Below are 16,983 nucleotides of genomic sequence, written 5' to 3' on the forward strand. Positions count from 1 at the left end.
GCTCCGAGTGAGGTCGAGGTGCCCGAAGGGGCTGGGGAAGTCGGCCAGCAGCGTGCCGTTCGGGCCGCCGCCGGCCTTGCACCACTGGAAGCCATCGCCGTCGGGGCGGAAGTCGCCCACGGTGACGTAGTCACCGCTCTGCGGGTCCTGCGGGTGGGCCGCCGTCGAGTCGACGTACCGCCGGCCCTGGATCAGGTGGAAGCAGTCGGCGCAGGTGCCGCTCGGCCCGGCGAAGACCGTACTGAACCGGCGGCTGCCGCTCCCCGGGGCATCGGAGGCCAGGTAGACGGGGCAGGGAACCGTCTCCAGATCGTCGACCGCGAGCGCCGGGACCGGGCCGCCGCCGTACGGGGGGTTCACCGCGCAGGCGGGTGCCACGGTAAGGAGCAGGACCGCTCCGGCGACCGCGACCGCGCCCGCAACGGCGGCGGCGGCGGTGGCGGCCGGCTTGAACGATTCCAGGGACACGGTGGCACTCGCTTTCGGCTCTGCCGGCGGGATCGGCACGAGCGGTGGCGGAATTCGCCCGACAGCCCCGGAACGTGATCCGGCACCGGGACCGGCGTGCACGAAAAGACTCCCGCGCCGGCCGGCGCGACGGCATCGGTCACATGACGCTCACTCCGTCCGCGCGCACCGGCGCGCGGGCGGACGGCCCGGAAATCCGGGACGCCGCTCTCCCGGCCGCCGACGCGGCGCTTCGATCCACGGCCCCGGGCCCCGACGAGGCGCCCGCCGCCACCCGTTCGGCAGTTGCGCACGGTCGAGACGCCCACGCGGGCCGTCTGACGGGGGTGGCCGCAGCAAGGCCCTGGCGAACAACCGCGGCGTCGCGCTCACGGGTGTGATCCTCGGTGCCGTCGGGCTCCTCGCCTCGGTCGGCGGCGGGACGGTCGCCGTGGTGGAGGTGCACGACCTCAGGCAGGAGCGCCGCAATGCCATCCGGACCGGCTCCCCCGACCGATCGGCCCCTCGTCCGCCGACCGGCAGCCCTCAACTGGTCCTGACGGCGCTCCGGTTCGCGCTGTACGTGCGGTGGTGGGACCCGGCGGTCAGCGGACGGGGCGGTGTCGCCGGGTGTTACTCCGGCTGGGTCACCACCAGGGCCCAGCCGATCGTGTCGGCGGAGGCGTCGATGCCCACGGAGAAGGAGCCCTCGACCAGGCCCGGTGCCATGGTGGCGGAGCCGACTCCGGTGGTGCCCACCGGGCAGTCCACGGTGAAGGCGGCGACCCGGGTCTGCTGGGACTCCATCGTCACCCGGACGCTGCCGCCGCCTTCGCAGGCCACGGTCAGAACGGTCGGCAGCCTCTTCGACATCCCGCCCGACACCAGGCCGCCGTCCCCGACCTGGCCGTTCACCCACACCACGCCGTCCGGCCCGGGGTACGGCAGCTCGACACCGCCGGTCGCGCCGGCCGGGCCGGCGCCGAGGCCGGTCACCGCGCACAGTGCCAGTACCGCCGCGCCGAAAGCCTTCGCACACTTCATGGTCGTCCCCTCCACAGCTGTTGTGACGTCAGCCATCCTGGTGGGCCCCGGCGGGAGGTACCTGAGCACGGGTACTCATATCCGGCTGCGGAGTCACGTGCCGGTTCGGCCCGGGGCGCGGGGGACGGGGAAGGCGCGGGCGGTGTCCACGCGACAAGCCCTCCGCAGCGGCCCCCTTGTGGTGGGGGCACTGCGGAGGGCTTGTCGGGGAGGGGGGAGGATCAGGCGTGGCTGTGGTGGTGCTTGTTGCCGGTGACCATGCGGTAGACGATCAGCAGGATGACCGAGCCGGCGATGGCGGCGACCCAGGTGGAGATGTCGAAGAAGCCGTCGATGGAGTCGACGCCGAAGATGACCTTGCCGAGCCAGCCGCCGAGCAGGCCGCCCGCGATGCCGATGAGCATCGTGATGATGATGCCACCCGGATCCTTGCCCGGCATCAGGGCCTTCGCGATCGCACCGGCGACCAAACCAATCAGTATCCAGGCGACGATGCTCATGTGCTTCCCTACCTCCACGAGAACGGTCGGTGACGGAAGCCGTCTTCGCTTTTCTCGGGTTTCCAAACCCCTCGAATTTTCCGACGCCCGATCAGGTGGGGTGGCACGGCTGCCGGTTCGGGCGGGACGGCCGGGGCGCGGTGGCGGTGGTAGGGCGAGGGCTGCGGCGGTCTCCTGCGGGGCGGCGGGCTGAGGGCGGTGCCCGGTCGCGTTCAGTGTGACCGGTCGGCTGCCGGCACCTGCGCGTGAACGAACGCGCCCACCTCCGGCGGGGCGATCGCGCCGGACCAGCCGGGGTAGTTGGCGTCCAGCGACTCCAGCAGCCCGTCGATGTCGGCGGCGCTGAACCCGCCCCGGTAGCCTGTGGCCAGGTCGTCGACGAGGCGAGGGGGGCGGGGCGAACAGCACCAGGCCGCTGAACGACTCCGGCGCGCGGGCGGCGGCCAGGACGCCCGTCACGGCGCTGACCGAGTGCCGCACGGAGGTGACCGGCCCCGACGCCGCCTCCCGCACGTCGTGGGCGTACCCGGTCGGCGTCCCGTGGCGGTCCGGGTCCCCGGCCGGCCGCCGCGAGTTCCCCGGGCCCACGTGGTCGAAGCGGACCACGGTGAAGCCTCGCGCCAGCGTCGGCACCACCGGGCGCCACGTGTTCCGGTCGCACCCGAAGCCGTGCGCCGGTGGGCCCGGTCAGTCACGTGGTTCCTGCTCCGCGCGTCCATCCGGGCCGTCCGCGCGGACCGCCCCGGCGGACCGGGACCGAGGCGGGGTCGGCGCTCCGCGGGAGGGCTCCGGAAAAAACCGCGGGGAAATATCCCCCCGTGGCGGACCTGGGCCTGTTACAGTCGACTTAGTTGCGGTAATGGTTCCCATGAAATCTGTGTGCGCCTGCTGATGTTCCGCAGGCGCATTTTTGTTTCCCGGCTCTTCGCCGGGTGGGTGCTCATCTCGGCGACTCGGGGCCCGCGAGGTGCGGGTTCCGGACAGCCCAAGAAGGAGATTTATTTATGACTAATGGCACCGTGAAGTGGTTCAACGCGGAAAAGGGCTTCGGCTTCATCGAGCAGGAGGGCGGCGGTCCTGACGTGTTCGCCCACTACTCGAACATCAACGCCAACGGCTTCCGTGAGCTGCTCGAGGGCCAGAAGGTCGAGTTCGACGTCACGCAGGGCCAGAAGGGCCCGCAGGCCGAGAACATCCGCCCGCTGTAGTTCCTGCTCCGGCACCCGCCCAGCAGCGAGGGGCCCGCACCGCGCATGTGCGCGGTGCGGGCCCCTCGGCATTGCGCCCTCGGCGCGTTCCCGGCCCGTTCGGGCCTCCCCCGGGCTTCCGGCGCCGACCGCCTCCTGGTCCGCGACGAGGAGGGCTGCTGCGCCGGGCTGCCGACCTGCCTGCACCTCGCGCCGTTCGCCACCGCCGACATGGCCGCCGACGCCGCGGCCGGCGTGGGGCGCCGGGGTGCGGTGACGGGCGGTCAGGGGGCGGGCGGTCAGGGGGCGGTGAGGAGGCGGCGGACGGCGCGGCGGGCGCGGGCGGGTGCCTGCGGGTCGTGCCAGAGCTGAACGCCCTGGTCGGCGGCCAGGGCGACGCCGCGCAGTTCGAAGAGCAGTTGCGCCGGGTCGGTGCCGGGGGGCAGTTCGCCGGCGGCGAGCGCCGCGTCGAGTTCGCCGAGGACGAAGGTGTCCCAGCGCGCGAGCGCCTCGCGGACCCGGTCGCGGACCGGGCCGGGGCGGGCATCGAACTCGGCGGCGACGGCGGTGAGGAGGCAGCCCGCGTGCCCGTCGGCCGTCATCGAGGCGAACCAGGCGTCGTGGGCCCGGACCAGCCGCCCGGCGCCGGGGTCCGCGCCGGCCAGCGGGGCGAGGACCGCCTCCTGGAAGCGGGCCACCGCCTCGTCCACGGCGGCCAGGTGGAGTTCCTCCTTGGTGCCGAACGGGCCGATCACGCCGGCCTTGCTCATGCCGAGGCCGTCGGCGAGCACCCCGATGGTGACGCCCTCCAGGCCGGTGGCGACGGCCAGGGCGAGGGTGCGGTCGAGGATGCGGGCGCGGGTGGCGACGGCTTCGGCGGCGGACTTGCGAGGACTCATGGCACGAGCATAACCTGACGACCGTTCGTTATTAGCGATCGGTCGTTCGCCATTTCCGGGGCGGACGCCCGCCGGCCCGGGAGGGCACATGCGGATCCACCACCTCAACTGCGGTTCACTGCGCGGCGTCGAGCACGAGGGCGAACAGCTGCCGGCGGTCTGCCACTGCCTGCTCCTGGAGACCGACCGGGACGGCCTGGTCCTGGTCGACACCGGACTCGGCACCGCCGACGTCGCCGACCCCGACCGCACCCTGGGCCCCGACTTCCGCGGGCGCGCCCAGCCGGTGCTCGACCTCGCGGAGACGGCGCTGCACCAGGTCCGGGCGCTCGGCCACGATCCGCGCGACGTCCGGCACGTCCTGCTCACCCACCTCGACCTCGACCACGCCGGCGGGCTGCCGGACTTCCCAGACGCCGAGGTCCACCTGCTGGAGGCGGAACAGCGCGCCGCGCTCGGCTCCCCCGGGCCGCACCCCGAGGACCGGATCCGCTACCGCCCCGCCCACTGGGCACACCGGCCCGCCTGGACGGTGCACCGGCAGGCCGACGGGGAGCCCTGGTTCGGCTTCGACACCGTCCGCCCGCTGCCCCGGCTCGCCGCGGACCTGGCGATCGTCCCGCTCGGCGGGCACAGTGCCGGACACGCCGCGGTCGCGGTCCGCGACCGCGGCGCCGACCGCTGGCTGCTGCACTGCGGCGACGCCTACTACTTCCACCGGGAGATCGACCCGGACCGGCCCGAGGGCCACCCCGGCATGGACGTGCTGCAGCGGCTCACCGAGGTCGACCGGCCGCTGCGGCTGGGCAACCACGCCCGGCTGCGCGAACTGGTCCGCTGGCACGGCGGAGAGGTGGTGCCCTTCAGCGCCCACGATCCGTGGGAGTACGCCCGGCTGGCGGGCGGGACGACGGCGGGCGGGACGACGGCGGGCGGGACGACGGCGGGCGGTTAGCCGAAGGGGCAGCCGGCGGGCGGCCGGTCGGCGGGGGCGCGGCGCTCAGCCTCCGGCCGGGGAGGGGCCGGGGGCGACGGGCGGCTCGGCGGCGCGCCCGGGCCTGGCGGACGCCTCGGAGGTGCGGGGCGGGCGGGCGGCGGCGCGGTGCAGTTCCGCCGTGAACTGGGCGCCGGCCAGCAGGGCGAGGTTGGAGAGCCAGAGCCAGACCAGGAACACCACCGTCCCCGCCAGCGAGCCGTACAGGCGGCTGTAGGTGCCCAGGGTGGCGGTGTACAGCGCGAAGCCTGCCGAGAAGGCCAGCCAGAGGGCCGCCGCCAGCGCGCCGCCCGGCAGGCTGCCCCACCGGCGCCACGCCGGTTCCGGGCCGGTCCGGAAGACGATCAGCACCAGCGCCGCCGCCACCACCAGCAGCGCGGGCCAGCGGACCACCGACCACACCAGCGGGGCCGTCCCGCCCAGGTGCAGCACCCGGCCCGCGCCCCTGGCGACCGGGCCGCTCAGGATCAGCGCCAGCGCGCTCACCGCCAGCAGCACCAGCAGCACCGCAGCGGTCACCACGATCCGGGGGGCCCGGCGCCACGGGGAGCGCTGGTCGCTGGTGCCGTGCATCCGGTGCAGCGCCCGCCGGAACACCGCCAGGTAGCTGCAGCAGGACCAGAGCGCGCTGCCCGCGCCCGCCACCATCAGCGTCCAGCCGGCCGAGCCCCCGCCCAGCGCCTGGGTCAGCACCCCGCCCAGCTCGGACCCGGCCTGGCCCGGCACCAGCCCCGCCAGCCGCACCGCCGCGTCCCGGGCCGCCGCCGGGCTGATCAGCGCGAAGCCCACCACCGTGGCCAGCAGCGCCGGGAGCACCGCCAGGACCGCGTAGTACGTCAGCGCCGCCGCGAAGTCGGTGATGTCGTCGTTCCACATCGTCAGCGGCGTGCGCCGCAGCGCCCGCCACCAGCGCCTCCTGCCGCCCGACGACCCCGCCACCACGAACCCCCCGCGCACCGAAAGGACCTGAACGCGCCCGACCGGCCGCCAGCACCGGATTCCCGCCCTGACCGGCGCGAAACCGGCCGGCGCGAAACCGACCGGTACGAAACCGAACCGGCGGTGCCCCGCCCGCGCGCGGGTGGGGCACCGCCGGGGGGGACGGCCGTCAGGCGGCCGGGCTCCGGTGGGCGCGGCGCAGGACGCGCAGGCTGTGGCCTTCGAGGGGGACGGTCGTGCCGGCCTTGAAGTCGGTCTCGTCGGCGTCGGTGAGCTCCGGGTCGGCGGTGTCCACCAGGGTGGTCCAGCTCTCGCCGAAGGCGGCGGGCGGGAGTTGGAAGGCGACCTCGCCCGACCAGCCGTTGACCAGGAGCAGCAGGGAGTCCGCGCCCTCGGTGCCGTCGCCGGTGCGGACGCCCTCACCGGTGCGGATGCCGTCGCCGGTGCGGATGCCGTCGCCGGACAGGTAGAGGGCGAGGGCGTGGGTGTCGCGGCGTTTCCAGTCGCCGTCGTCCATGAGCTCGCCGTCGGTGCGCAGCCAGACGGCCTCGGCCTGCTCCGGGGGGCCGTCCTGGCCGTCCGGGCCGCGCAGGAAGCGGCGGCGGCGCAGGACGGGCTGCTCGTGCCGCAGTGCGACGGCGCGGCGGGTGAAGTCGAGCAGTTCGCGCCGCTGCGGGTCGAGGTCCCAGTCCATCCAGGAGAGTTCGTTGTCCTGGCAGTAGGCGTTGTTGTTGCCCTGCTGGGTGCGGCCGATCTCGTCGCCGTGGGCGATCATCGGGACGCCCTGGGAGAGCATCAGGGTGGTGAGGAGGTTGCGCTGCTGGCGGGCGCGCAGCCGTTCGACCGCCGGGTCGTCGCTGGGGCCTTCGGTGCCGCAGTTGAACGAGCGGTTGTCGCTCTCGCCGTCCCGGTTGTCCTCGCCGTTGGCCTCGTTGTGCTTGTCGTGGTAGGAGACCAGGTCGCGCAGCGTGAACCCGTCGTGCGCGACGGCGAAGTTGATGCCGGCGCGCGGGCGGCGGCGGTCGTGCTGGTAGAGGTCGGAGGAGCCGAGCAGCCGTTCGGCGAACTCGCCGGCCGTGCCGTCGTCGCCGCGCCAGAAGCCGCGGACGGTGTCGCGGTAGCGGCCGTTCCACTCGCTCCACAGGGTGGGGAAGTTGCCGACCTGGTAGCCGCCGTCGCCGATGTCCCAGGGTTCGGCGATCAGTTTGACCCGGCTGACCACCGGGTCCTGCTGGACCAGGTCGAAGAACGAGGAGAGCCGGTCGACCTCGTGGAACTGCCGGGCGAGGGTGGCCGCCAGGTCGAAGCGGAAGCCGTCGACGTGCATCTCGGTGACCCAGTAGCGCAGCGAGTCCATGATGAGCTGGAGCACGTTGGGGTGCCGCATCAGCAGCGAGTTCCCGGTGCCGGTGGTGTCGAAGTAGTGGGCGGGGTCGTCGTCCACCAGCCGGTAGTAGGAGGCGTTGTCGATGCCCCGGAAGGAGAGGGTGGGGCCGTTCTCGTTGCCCTCGGCGGTGTGGTTGTAGACCACGTCGAGGATCACCTCGATGCCGGCCGCGTGCAGGGCCTTGACCATCGACTTGAACTCGCGGACCTGTCCGCCCCGGCTGCCCGCCGCGGCGTAGGCGTTGTGCGGGGCGAAGAAGCCGATCGTGTTGTAGCCCCAGTAGTTGGACAGGCCGCGGTCGGTGAGGAAGCCGTCCTGGGTGAACTGGTGGACGGGCATCAGTTCGATCGCGGTGACGCCGAGGGCGGTGAGGTGCTCGATCACGGCGGGGTGCGCGAGTCCGGCGTAGGTGCCGCGGAGTTCCTCGGGGACGTCGGGGTGCCGCTGGGTCATGCCCTTGACGTGCGCCTCGTAGACGACCGTCTCGTGGTAGGCGTGGCCGGGCGGGCGGTCGCCCTCCCAGTCGAACGCGGAGTCGGTGACCACGCCGAGCGGGACGTGGCCGAGGCTGTCGCGGTCGTCGGGGCGGCCCGGGTCGTCGGGGCGGTGGCCGCAGAGGGCGGGGGCGGCGTCGATCTGCCCGTCGATCGCCCTGGCGTACGGGTCCAGGAGCAGTTTCGCCGGGTTGCAGCGGTGCCCGGCCGCCGGGTCCCACGGGCCGTGGACCCGGTAGCCGTAGCGGGTGCCCGGGCCCGTGCCGGGCACGTAGCCGTGCCAGACGTCGCCGTCGACTTCCTTCAGCGGCAGGCGCCGCTCGTTCCCGTGGTCGTCGATCAGGCAGAGTTCGACGCGTTCGGCGCAGGCGGAGAACAGGGCGAAGTTGGTGCCCTCGCCGTCGAAGGACGCTCCCAGGGGGTACGGGCGTCCAGGTGTGATGTCCATCCCGTCACTCCAGCACACGGGGCGGGCCGAAGGGCGGAAAAACGCGGTTCACCCGCGCGTCGGGCCGGTGCGGGGGGCCGCCGGGCCGCGCTGCCGGTCCCGGGCCGGGTCCGCGCGGTGTCCGCACGGTGTCCGCGCGGTCAGGCGGGGCGGTCAGGCGGGGCGGAGGAAGACCTCGTCGGTGTAGCACCAGGCCCAGTCCTCGCCGGGCTGGAGGGACCGGGCCAGGTGGTGCCCGTCGGCGGCGTGCGCGTGGCGGTGGGCGTGCTGCCCGGGCGAGCTGTCGCAGCAGCCGACGTGCCCGCAGCTCAGGCAGGCCCGCAGGTGCACCCAGGTGCCGCCGGAGCGCAGGCACTCCTCGCAGCCGGGGACGGTGTTCGCCGGGACCTGCCGGAGCCCGTCCAGGTGGTGGCAGACCGGTTGGTCCACCCGGCCCCGGTCCTCCGCCACCCGCCATTCGCTGTACTCGTTCACCCCACCCACGGTACGCGCGCTCCGCTCCGCCCGGGCCGGGCGCCTCCCCGGGGCGGGGATCACCGGCCGGGGCGCACGGGCCCGCTCAGCCGCCGTCGGCGCCCAGGCCCGCGACGGCGAGCCGGAAGGCGCGGTCCGCCCGGGTCGCCGGGTCGGTGTAGTCCTCGGTGGCCAGGGCGATCCCGATGACCAGGACGAGTAGGTCGTCGATGGTGGTGTCCGCCCGGACGGTCCGGTCCTCGACGGCCCTGCGCAGCAGCAGGTCGCCGGCCGCGGCGAGGGCGGGCGCGCAGGAGCTGCCGGCGGCCTCGTCCCGGAGCGGCTCGTAGGAGAGGACGTCCGCCAGGCCGCGGGCGGCGAGCGAGTAGGCGAGCAGTTCGCGCAGCCACTCCAGCAGCGCGGCGCGGCTGTCGGGTTCGGCGCGGAGCGCGTGGGCGCGCTCGCACAGGTCGTGGACGCGCTGCTGGAAGACGGCTTCGAGCAGGGCCTTGCGGGTGGGGAAGTGGCGTCGCACGGTGGCCGAGCCGACGCCCGCGACGCGGGCGATCTGCTCCAGGGACGCCTGGGCGCCCCGGGCCGCCACCTCGGCCTCGGCCACGGCCAGGATGTGCGTGCGGTTGCGGCGGGCGTCCGAGCGCTGGCCGGTCATGGTCTCCCCAGCGGTGATCGGTGTGTTGATGAGTGGCGGCCCTCGCCGTATCGTAGCGAACGCAAAACGGCGGACCCCGCCGTTTTCGCCGTGCGCGACCGCCGAGGAGACGTCCCCATGACCACTGCCGAACCGCCGGTTCTCGTCACCGGCACCACCGGCCGCCAAGGCGGCGCCACCGCCCGCGCCCTGCTCGCTCGGGGGATACCGGTGCGCGCCCTGGTGCGCGACCCGGGCACGCCGCGCGCCCGGGCCGTCGAGGCGCTCGGCGCCGCCCTGTGCGTGGGCGACCTCACCGAACCCGCGACCCTGGAGGCGGCCGTGGACGGCGTGCGGGCCGTCTTCTCGGTGCAGATGCCCGCGTACACCGGGCAGGGGTTCGACTTCGCCGGCGAGGTCCGCCAGGCGGACCACCTCATGACGGCCGCGCGGGCCGCCGGGGTGCGGCAGTTCGTCCAGTCCTCCACCAGCGGCGTGGGGCAGCACGTCGAGGCCCCGGGCTGGGCCGAGGGGCGGTGGGCGCGGCTGGAGGTGCCGCTCGGCACGAAGGCCGCGATCCAGGACCGGCTGCGCGAACTGGACTTCCCCTCCTGGACGTTGCTCAAGCCGTCGTTCTTCATGGAGAACTTCGAGCCGGCCCTGCGGTTCTACTTCCCGCGCGGCCTGGAAGGGGGCCTGGTCACCGTCGTCAAACCGGGCACGCACCTGTCGCTCGTCGCCGCCGAGGACGTGGGCCGGGCCGCGGCGGCGGCCGTCGCCGACCCCGCCGCGTTCCACCGGGTGGAGCTGGAACTCGCCAGCGACTACCTGACCATGACCGAGATCGCCGCGGTCCTCTCCCGCGCCTGGGGCGTCCCGCTGACGGCCCCGGACATGACCGAGGAACAGGCCCGCGCCGCCGGGATGGGCGACATGGGCGCCACGCACGAGTTCATGGAGGTGGTCGGCCAGCCGGCCCGGCCGGAGTTCGCCCGGGCGCTGGGCCTCGACCTGACCGGCTTCGAGGAGTGGGCGCGCGCCCACCTGCCGGCGGCCACCGCCTGAGCCGACAGGCGGGCGGGCAGGCGGGCAGGCGGGCACGGTCCCGACGACGGGGCGCCGCGCGGCCCGGGCGGAGGCCGTCCGGGCGGGCCGGTCAGACCACCTGCACGCCCTTCCAGAAGGCGAGGCGGCCGCGGATCTGCTCGGCCTCGGGGAACGGGTCGGGGTAGTACCAGGCCGCGTCCTGGTTCTTCCGGCCGTCGACCACGACGCTGTAGTACGAGGCCTCGCCCTTCCAGGGGCAGGTGGTGTGCGTGTCGGACTCCTCCAGGTACGTCCGCTCGACGCTTTCGAGCGGGAAGTAGTGGTTGCCCTCGACGAGGACCGTGTCGTCGCTGCGGGCGAGGACGGTGCCGTTCCAGATCGCTTCCATACCGGCCATCCTCCGCAGCGGGACGGGCCGTGTCCGGCCGACACGCCGGTGTCCCGCCGACGGGCGGCGGTGAACTCCGGTGGCGGTCAGGGACGTTCGGGCACGGGCTTCCCGCGCCCACCGGACCGGGCGGGCCCCGGCCGGACGGCCCCGCAGCCGTGCGGACACGCAGCCCCGCAGCCGCGTGGACGCGGGGCTGCGGGGCCGTCCGGGCGCGGCGGGGCTGCGGGGCGCTCCCCTACCGCTGCTGTGCGAGGTACCGGGCCAGGCAGTCGGTGACCAGGCGGTGGTCCTCGACCTGCGGCAGGCCGGAGACGGTGACCGTGCCCACCATGCCCGTGCCGCGCACCAGCAGGGGGAAGGAGCCGCCGTGCGCGGCGTAGTGCGCCGGGTCGAGGTCGAAGGTGCGGTTCGCGGCCCGGTGGCGTTCGCCCACCAGGTAGGAGGCTTCGCCGAAGCGGCGCACCACGGCCGCCTTGCGGCGGGCCCAGTGGTCGTTGTCGGCGCTGGTGCCGGGCAGCGCGGCGTGGAAGGCCTGCTGTTCGCCGTGGCGGATGTCGACCGTCACCGCGAGGTCGCGGGCCCGGGCTTCGGCGACGATCAGCGAGCCCAGCCGCCAGAGGTCGTCCAGGTCGGCCGAGGGGAGCTGCAACTCCCGGTGCTGGCGTTCCAGTTCGGGGATGTCGAGGGTCACAGCGCCACCGCCGATCCGGTGCGGGCGGAGCGCTGGGCGGCCTCCAGCACGCGCAGCGCCTCGACGGCGTCGCGGGCCTCGACCGGGACGGGGCCCCGGCCGTGCAGCGCCCGGGCCAGGTCGGCGTAGTAGTCCTGGTAGCTGCCGGGCAGGGTCGCCACCGGTTCGGTCTCCTCCCCGGCCCGCAGCGCGCCCCAGCGTTCGCGCGGGTAGGCGCCCCAGTCCGGGTCCGCCGGGGTGCGGCCCTGGCGCAGCGCGTCCTCCTGGCCGTCCAGGCCGTGGGTGACGTACGCGCCCCGGGAGCCCAGGACCCGGAAGCGGGGGCCGAGGTCGCCCGCGGTGGCGCTCATCCACAGGTGGGAGCGGGTGCCGTCGGCGTGGGTGAGGGCGACGAAGCTGTCGTCGTCGGTCTGCGCGCCGTCGCGGCGGGCGTCCAGTTCGGCGTAGACGCGTTCGGCCGGGCCGAACAGGACCAGGGCCTGGTCGACCAGGTGCGCGCCCAGGTCGTAGAGCAGGCCGCCGGCCTCGGCCGGGTCGCCCAGTTCCCGCCAGGCGCCGCTGAGTTCGGGGCGCCAGCGCTCGAAGCGCGACTCGAACCGGTTGACCCGGCCGAGCCGTCCCGAGGCGACCAGCTGCCGGACGGTGCGGAAGTCGCCGTCCCAGCGCCGGTTCTGGAACACGCTGAGCAGCAGGCCCCGGTCCCGGGCCAGGTCGGCCAGCCGCCGGCCCTCGGCGGCGGTGGCGGCGAGCGGTTTGTCGACCACGACCGGGAGTCCGGCCTCCAGGGCGGCGGTGGCGAGCGGGATGTGGGTGCGGTTGGGGGAGGCGACCACGACCAGGTCCAGTCCGAGGCCGGGCGCGGCGGCGCGGAGGGCGTCGGCGTCCGCGAACAGCTCGGCCTGCGGGTGCTCGCGGGAGACCTGCGCGCGGCGTTCCGGGTCGGAGGTCACCACGGCCGCGAGGCGCAGGCCCGGCGTGGTGCTGATCAGGGGCGCGTGGAAGACCGCACCGGCGATGCCGTAGCCGATGAGTCCCACGTTCAGGGTCGGAAGGTCCATGCCCCCAGTTAAACAACAGCGTGGACTAACCGGCAAGCTCGCATAATCGACGGGTGACCACCGACCCGGCCCACCACGGCGCCCTCAACCTCGCCCTGCTCCGCGACCGCAACGACACCGCCGTCCTGCGCGCCGTCCGCGCCGCCGCCGACCGCGGCACCAGCCGGGTCGAACTGGCCACCCGCACCGGGCTCACCGCCCAGGCCATCAGCAAGATCACCGCCCGGCTGCTCGCCGACGGCCTGCTCACCGAGGCGGGCCACGAGCGCGTCGCCGGACAGAGCGGCAAACCGCGCACCCTGCTGCGCCTCGTCCCGGGCTCCCGCTCCGCCCTCGGCGCCGAGATCGGCCGCCGCGGACTGCGCCTGCTCCGGGTCGACCTCACCGGCGCCGTCACCGCCCGGGCGGAGGAGCCGATCGACCCGGACGGCGGCCCCGGCCCGGTCCTCGACCGGCTCGCCGCCATGGTCCGCGCGCTCACCGCGGCCTCCGGGACCGGCGGCGTGCTCGGCCTCGGCCTGGCCTGCCCCGGCCCCTTGGACACCCGCGACGGCGTCCTGCACCAGGTCACCGGCATGCCGAGCTGGCACGGCCTGCACCTGCGCGAGGCGGTGCGGACCCGCACCGGACTGCCCGTGGTCGTCGAGAAGAACACCACCGCCGCCGTCCTGAGCCGCCCGGGCCCGGACGACCGCGCCTTCGTCCACCTCGGCGACGGCGTCGGGGCCGGCCTGGTCCTCGGCGGCCGGGTCCAGCGCGGCGCCCGCACCAACGCCGGCGAGTTCGGCCACCAGTGCATCGACCCGGCCGGACCGCCGTGCGCCTGCGGCGCCCGCGGGTGTCTGGAGGCCGTCTGCCTCACCGCCCTGCGGGCCGGCCGCACCGGGGAGGCCGCGGACGCCCTCGCGATCGGCGTCGCCAACCTGGTCCGCCTGCTCGACGTCGAGGAGGTCACCCTCGGCGGCGACGCCCTCCTCGCGGACCCGGAGCCGTACGAGGGCGCCATCCGCGCCGCGCTCGCCGCCCGGCTGCCCGATCCGCACTGGCAGCACGTCGCCCTCGCCCGCGCCACCGACCTGGCGGTCCCCCAGGGCGCCGCGGGCCTCACCCTGGCGCGGCTCTTCGGCTGAACCCGCGCGGGCGGGCCCGGCCGAAGCCGGGCCCGCCCGCAGAGCCGCACCGGGGCGGCGGCGGGATCAGGCGGCGGTGGGCACCGCGCGGGTCGGGCAGTAGTCGGGGTTCGGCGCGCTGAACCAGGCGTCGCCGCTGAACGCGTTGTACCGGCAGGTCAGCGGGGCGGCCGGGCCGCCGCCGTAGTTGCACACCAGCCAGCCCTGGCCGTAGGTCCACCCGTAGAGGCCGTGCGCGCCGTCCGTGAGGAACGGCGGGCACATGTACGGCGTGGGCGGCGTGGTGGCCGCGGCCTCGGTGGCGGTCAGGCCCATGAACCCGGTGAAGCCGACGGTGGCCAGGGCGACGGCCGCGAGGGCGGCGGCGGAACGGACGCGCGACAAGGGGGTCTCCTCGTGCTGGGGTCGCCGACGGAACGGTCCGCCGCGACCGGTGTGCAACTTCCGGCGAGTGGACCGTAGCAAGCTATCCGTTTCACGCAAATACCCAACGCATGATGGAAATTGATGGACTTTCGGCCCGACCCGGGCAGGAGGGCCGGGACGGGGCCACGAGCGGGGACGGAGACGGCGGCGGGCTCAGCCGGACGGGCGGCGGGCCGCCAGCAGCTCCGGGTGCGGGGAGGCGACGAACTCCAGGCCCGCCTGCGCGGCCTCCGCCGCCAGGGCCGCGGGGTCGGCCGGCCACATCGGGAACTCCTCCCGGACGTGGCGCACCGCCCGGCCCGCCCGTTCGACCCGGTAGTCGAAGACCATCCGCAGCAGCCCGCGGTCGGGCAGCCGGGTGATGTCCGCCCGGTAGCTGTCGGCCCCCAGCCGGACCGGGCCGAGGCCGGTCAGGGTCTCGGCCCCGTCGGGGAGCCCGGTGGGCGGCGGGTCGAACAGCAGCACTCCCCCGGGCACCAGGGCCCGGGCCGCCGTCCGCCACAGGGCGCGCCGGGCGGCCGGTTCGACGCAGCCGACCACGTTGGCGGCCACGGCCAGGTCGGCGGCCCCGACCAGCCCGGCGTCCTCGGCCCGGTCCGGGTGGACGGTCAGCCGGGTCCGCCGGCCCGCGCCCAGCACCGCCGCGCGGGACATCAGCACCGTCCGCATCGCCGGGGCGGGCTCGACGGCGTGCACCGGGACGCCCGAGGACTCCAGCAGCACCTCGGTGACGAGCCCCGTCCCGGCGCCGAACTCGACGATCCCGTGCCGGGCCCGGCCGGCCGCAGCGGCGAACCACCGCCGGGCCCGCCGCCGGTCGCCCTCCGCCTGGAGCAGGTCGTAGAACTCGGCGCTGACGGCGTAGTCGCTCTCCTCGGAGGCGCTCATGCCGACCGCCCTGCCGCACCGGCCCCGCCCCGGGCCGGTAGACGAGCCGGCCGACGAGCCGGCCGACCGGCCAAGCGACGAACCGGCCGTCCGGACGGGAGGGGCGGGAAGCCCGGGCGGGGCCGGCGGGCGTCACTCGCCATGGCTGCGCAGCGTCTCCTTGACCTTGGCGATCGCGAAGCCCCAGCCCTGCTCGACGGTCGGCTTCGCCGGGACGGCGATCTCCTGGGGGTTGGTGAGCACGTCCAGCAGCACCGGCCCGGGCGTCTCGAAGGCCCGCCGGACGCCGTCCGCCAGCTCGTCCGGGCCGGTGACCCGGATGCCGGTCAGGCCGAGCGCGGTCGCCACCGCCGCGAAGTCCGGGTTGTCCAGCTCGGTGCCGAACTCGGGCAGTCCGGACTGCTCCTGTTCGAGCTTGACCATGCCGAGCCGGCGGTTGTCGAAGACCACCAGTTTCACCGGCAGCCGGTGGGTCTTGATGGTCATCAGGTCGCCGAGCAGCATGCTGAGCCCGCCGTCCCCGCAGAACGCCACCACCTGGCGGTCCGGGTAGTGCAGTTGGGCGCCCAGGGCCTGCGGCATGGCGTTGGCCATCGAGCCCAGGTTGTAGGAGCCCAGCAGCCGCCGTCCGCCGCGCATCGTGACGAAGCGCGACAGCCAGACGGTGGCCATGCCGGTGTCGGAGGTGAAAACCGCGTCGTCGGCGGCCGCCGCGTCCACCGCCGCGGCCAGCGCCTCCGGGCGGACGTCGCCGTCGCGGTTGTCGAAGGCGCTGCGCAGCCGGCCCAGCAGGCGGTGGTCGTGCCGGGTGTCGGCGAGCTTGCGCTGGCCCTGCTGCCAGTCGGCGAACTTCCCGAGCGCCTCGTCCAGGTGGGTGCGGTCCTCGACGGCGTCCAGCAGCGGCAGCAGCGCGCGCAGGGTGGCCGCGGTGTCGCCCGCCAGGCCGACGTCCACCGGGGTGCGCCGGCCGAGGTGGCGTTCGTCCAGGTCGATCTGGACGGCCTTGCGGCCCTGCGGGTACCAGTCGCGGTAGGGGAAGTCGGTGCCGAGCAGGACCAGCGTGTCGCAGGAGTCCAGGGCGTGGGCGGCGGCCGGGTTGCCGATCAGGCCGGTCTGGCCGACCTGGTACGGGTTGGCGTCCTCGAAGCCCTCCTTGGCCTTGAGGGTGAGCACCATCGGCGCGGCCAGCCGCTCGGCCAGCTCGCGGACCTCCGGTCCGGCCTCCCGGGCGCCGCGGCCGACCAGCAGGGTCACCCGCTCCCCCGCGTTGATCAGTTCGGCGGCCCGCCGGACGCCCTCGTCGTCGGGGCGGGTGACCGGGCGGGTGTGCGGGAAGCGGGCCGGGCGGTCGTCGGTCAGCTCCTGCTCGCCCAGGTCGCCGGGCACGGTCAGCACGGCGACGCCGCGTTCGGCGAGCGCGGCGCGGACCGCCGCCTCCAGCAGCCGGGGCAGCTGCTCGGGCGAGAGGACGGTGGCCCGGAACACCGCGACGTCCCGGAACAGCAGGTCGTTGTCGACCTCCTGGAAGTAGTCGCCGCCGATCTCCGCGGACGGTACCTGCCCGGCGATCGCCAGCACCGGGGTGCGGCTCTTGGCCGCGTCGTACAGGCCGTTCAGCAGGTGCACCGAGCCGGGGCCGACGGTGCCCATGCACACGCCCAGCCCCCCGGAGAGCTGCGACTGGGCGCCGGCCGCGAAGGCCGCCGCCTCCTCGTGCCGGCATCCCACCCACTCGATGCCCTCGGTGGTGCGGATGGCGTCGGTCAGTGGGTTGAGGGCGTCGCCGACCACGCCGAAGACGTGCCGCACCTCCAGTTCCCGGAGGGCGTCGACGATCACGCGGGCCACGGTACGTGCCACGGGGGGCTCCTTGTCGCGGGTGGGCGGTTCAGACGGTGAAGCGGTTCGGGC

At 75.0% G+C, this 16,983-nt stretch carries 18 protein-coding genes and 1 pseudogene; 4 read left to right on the top strand and 15 right to left on the bottom strand.

Annotated elements, in window-relative coordinates; genetic code table 11:
• The 4 genes and pseudogenes from K353_RS00005 to K353_RS37060 form a co-directional block, all read right to left on the bottom strand.
• Positions 1–468: hypothetical protein (locus K353_RS00005; protein ID WP_199527931.1), on the bottom strand; the 468-nt coding region annotated here is incomplete at its 3' end.
• Positions 469–1,080: 612 nt separating this feature from the next.
• A complete protein-coding gene (locus K353_RS34725) occupies positions 1,081–1,491 on the bottom strand; it encodes a hypothetical protein (protein WP_199527932.1) in 411 nt (136 codons plus the stop codon).
• 221 nt (positions 1,492–1,712) lie between these two features.
• Positions 1,713–1,991: a GlsB/YeaQ/YmgE family stress response membrane protein gene (locus K353_RS35000; protein WP_233533295.1), complete on the bottom strand. Its 279-nt coding sequence runs from the start codon at positions 1,989–1,991 to the stop codon at positions 1,713–1,715.
• Between the two features lie 333 nt (positions 1,992–2,324).
• A pseudogene (locus K353_RS37060) lies at positions 2,325–2,627 on the bottom strand (alpha/beta fold hydrolase); the annotation flags it as partial.
• 368 nt (positions 2,628–2,995) lie between these two features.
• Here K353_RS37060 and K353_RS00020 point away from each other — a divergent pair.
• Positions 2,996–3,199: a cold-shock protein gene (locus tag K353_RS00020; RefSeq protein ID WP_033253417.1), complete on the top strand. Its 204-nt coding sequence runs from the start codon at positions 2,996–2,998 to the stop codon at positions 3,197–3,199.
• Between the two features lie 278 nt (positions 3,200–3,477).
• On the opposite strand, the gene K353_RS00030 is transcribed toward K353_RS00020, so the two are convergent.
• On the bottom strand, positions 3,478–4,077 hold the full coding sequence (locus K353_RS00030; protein ID WP_111551454.1) for a TetR/AcrR family transcriptional regulator: 600 nt from the start codon (positions 4,075–4,077) through the stop codon (positions 3,478–3,480).
• 88 nt (positions 4,078–4,165) lie between these two features.
• On the opposite strand from K353_RS00030, the gene K353_RS00035 reads away from it, so the two are divergent.
• Positions 4,166–5,032, top strand: a complete 867-nt coding sequence (locus tag K353_RS00035) for an MBL fold metallo-hydrolase (RefSeq protein ID WP_111551455.1) — start codon at positions 4,166–4,168, stop codon at positions 5,030–5,032.
• 45 nt (positions 5,033–5,077) lie between these two features.
• Here the strand turns inward: K353_RS00035 and K353_RS00040 are convergent, their stop codons facing one another.
• The 4 genes from K353_RS00040 to K353_RS00055 all read right to left on the bottom strand — a co-directional run bounded on the left by K353_RS00040 (position 5,078) and on the right by K353_RS00055 (position 9,462).
• On the bottom strand, positions 5,078–6,028 hold the full coding sequence (locus tag K353_RS00040) for a YihY/virulence factor BrkB family protein (RefSeq protein WP_370447531.1): 951 nt from the start codon (positions 6,026–6,028) through the stop codon (positions 5,078–5,080).
• Positions 6,029–6,179: 151 nt separating this feature from the next.
• Entirely contained in the window at positions 6,180–8,339 is a 2,160-nt protein-coding gene (glgX, locus tag K353_RS00045) for a glycogen debranching protein GlgX (protein WP_111551457.1), read from the bottom strand.
• A gap of 153 nt (positions 8,340–8,492) precedes the next feature.
• Complete coding sequence (locus K353_RS00050) at positions 8,493–8,768, bottom strand: UBP-type zinc finger domain-containing protein (protein ID WP_111551814.1); 276 nt, start codon at positions 8,766–8,768, stop codon at positions 8,493–8,495.
• Between the two features lie 130 nt (positions 8,769–8,898).
• Positions 8,899–9,462: a TetR/AcrR family transcriptional regulator gene (locus K353_RS00055; protein WP_111551458.1), complete on the bottom strand. Its 564-nt coding sequence runs from the start codon at positions 9,460–9,462 to the stop codon at positions 8,899–8,901.
• Positions 9,463–9,579: 117 nt separating this feature from the next.
• Between K353_RS00055 and K353_RS00060 the strand changes: the two genes are divergently transcribed.
• The gene (locus K353_RS00060) at positions 9,580–10,506 is read left to right on the top strand and encodes an NmrA family NAD(P)-binding protein (protein WP_111551459.1); all 927 of its coding nucleotides are present in this window, start codon (positions 9,580–9,582) and stop codon (positions 10,504–10,506) included.
• Between the two features lie 91 nt (positions 10,507–10,597).
• On the opposite strand, the gene K353_RS00065 is transcribed toward K353_RS00060, so the two are convergent.
• The 3 genes from K353_RS00065 to K353_RS00075 form a co-directional block, all read right to left on the bottom strand.
• Positions 10,598–10,876, bottom strand: a complete 279-nt coding sequence (locus tag K353_RS00065; RefSeq protein WP_111551460.1) for a DUF427 domain-containing protein — start codon at positions 10,874–10,876, stop codon at positions 10,598–10,600.
• Between the two features lie 238 nt (positions 10,877–11,114).
• The gene (locus tag K353_RS00070; RefSeq protein WP_199527934.1) at positions 11,115–11,570 is read right to left on the bottom strand and encodes a heme-degrading domain-containing protein; all 456 of its coding nucleotides are present in this window, start codon (positions 11,568–11,570) and stop codon (positions 11,115–11,117) included.
• Positions 11,567–12,628 carry a Gfo/Idh/MocA family oxidoreductase gene (locus tag K353_RS00075; RefSeq protein ID WP_111551461.1) on the bottom strand — a complete coding sequence of 354 codons (1,062 nt, stop codon included), beginning with the start codon at positions 12,626–12,628 and terminating at the stop codon, positions 11,567–11,569. Before K353_RS00075 ends, K353_RS00070 begins: the two co-directional genes overlap by 4 nt.
• 53 nt (positions 12,629–12,681) lie before the next feature.
• Between K353_RS00075 and K353_RS00080 the strand changes: the two genes are divergently transcribed.
• Positions 12,682–13,758, top strand: a complete 1,077-nt coding sequence (locus K353_RS00080) for an ROK family protein (RefSeq protein ID WP_111551462.1) — start codon at positions 12,682–12,684, stop codon at positions 13,756–13,758.
• A 66-nt stretch (positions 13,759–13,824) separates the two neighbouring features.
• Here the strand turns inward: K353_RS00080 and K353_RS00085 are convergent, their stop codons facing one another.
• The 3 genes from K353_RS00085 to K353_RS00095 form a co-directional block, all read right to left on the bottom strand.
• Complete coding sequence (locus K353_RS00085; protein WP_111551463.1) at positions 13,825–14,142, bottom strand: hypothetical protein; 318 nt, start codon at positions 14,140–14,142, stop codon at positions 13,825–13,827.
• 195 nt (positions 14,143–14,337) lie between these two features.
• Positions 14,338–15,072, bottom strand: a complete 735-nt coding sequence (locus K353_RS00090) for a class I SAM-dependent methyltransferase (RefSeq protein ID WP_111551464.1) — start codon at positions 15,070–15,072, stop codon at positions 14,338–14,340.
• A 132-nt stretch (positions 15,073–15,204) separates the two neighbouring features.
• Positions 15,205–16,932: a thiamine pyrophosphate-dependent enzyme gene (locus K353_RS00095; RefSeq protein WP_111551465.1), complete on the bottom strand. Its 1,728-nt coding sequence runs from the start codon at positions 16,930–16,932 to the stop codon at positions 15,205–15,207.
• Positions 16,933–16,983 lie beyond the last annotated feature (51 nt).

The organism is Kitasatospora sp. SolWspMP-SS2h (genome assembly GCF_003259315.1).
Lineage (GTDB): Bacteria > Actinomycetota > Actinomycetes > Streptomycetales > Streptomycetaceae > Kitasatospora > Kitasatospora fiedleri.

What these genes read in the sequence shown, in the direction of transcription:
- K353_RS34725 (WP_199527932.1), bottom strand. Translation starts at nt 1,491, where the DNA reads ATGAAGTGTGCGAAGGCTTTCGGCGCGGCGGTACTGGCACTGTGCGCG.
- K353_RS35000 (WP_233533295.1), bottom strand. Translation starts at nt 1,991, where the DNA reads ATGAGCATCGTCGCCTGGATACTGATTGGTTTGGTCGCCGGTGCGATC.
- K353_RS00020 (WP_033253417.1), top strand. Translation starts at nt 2,996, where the DNA reads ATGACTAATGGCACCGTGAAGTGGTTCAACGCGGAAAAGGGCTTCGGC.
- K353_RS00030 (WP_111551454.1), bottom strand. Translation starts at nt 4,077, where the DNA reads ATGAGTCCTCGCAAGTCCGCCGCCGAAGCCGTCGCCACCCGCGCCCGC.
- K353_RS00035 (WP_111551455.1), top strand. Translation starts at nt 4,166, where the DNA reads ATGCGGATCCACCACCTCAACTGCGGTTCACTGCGCGGCGTCGAGCAC.
- glgX (WP_111551457.1), bottom strand. Translation starts at nt 8,339, where the DNA reads ATGGACATCACACCTGGACGCCCGTACCCCCTGGGAGCGTCCTTCGAC.
- K353_RS00055 (WP_111551458.1), bottom strand. Translation starts at nt 9,462, where the DNA reads ATGACCGGCCAGCGCTCGGACGCCCGCCGCAACCGCACGCACATCCTG.
- K353_RS00060 (WP_111551459.1), top strand. Translation starts at nt 9,580, where the DNA reads ATGACCACTGCCGAACCGCCGGTTCTCGTCACCGGCACCACCGGCCGC.
- K353_RS00065 (WP_111551460.1), bottom strand. Translation starts at nt 10,876, where the DNA reads ATGGAAGCGATCTGGAACGGCACCGTCCTCGCCCGCAGCGACGACACG.
- K353_RS00075 (WP_111551461.1), bottom strand. Translation starts at nt 12,628, where the DNA reads ATGGACCTTCCGACCCTGAACGTGGGACTCATCGGCTACGGCATCGCC.
- K353_RS00090 (WP_111551464.1), bottom strand. Translation starts at nt 15,072, where the DNA reads ATGAGCGCCTCCGAGGAGAGCGACTACGCCGTCAGCGCCGAGTTCTAC.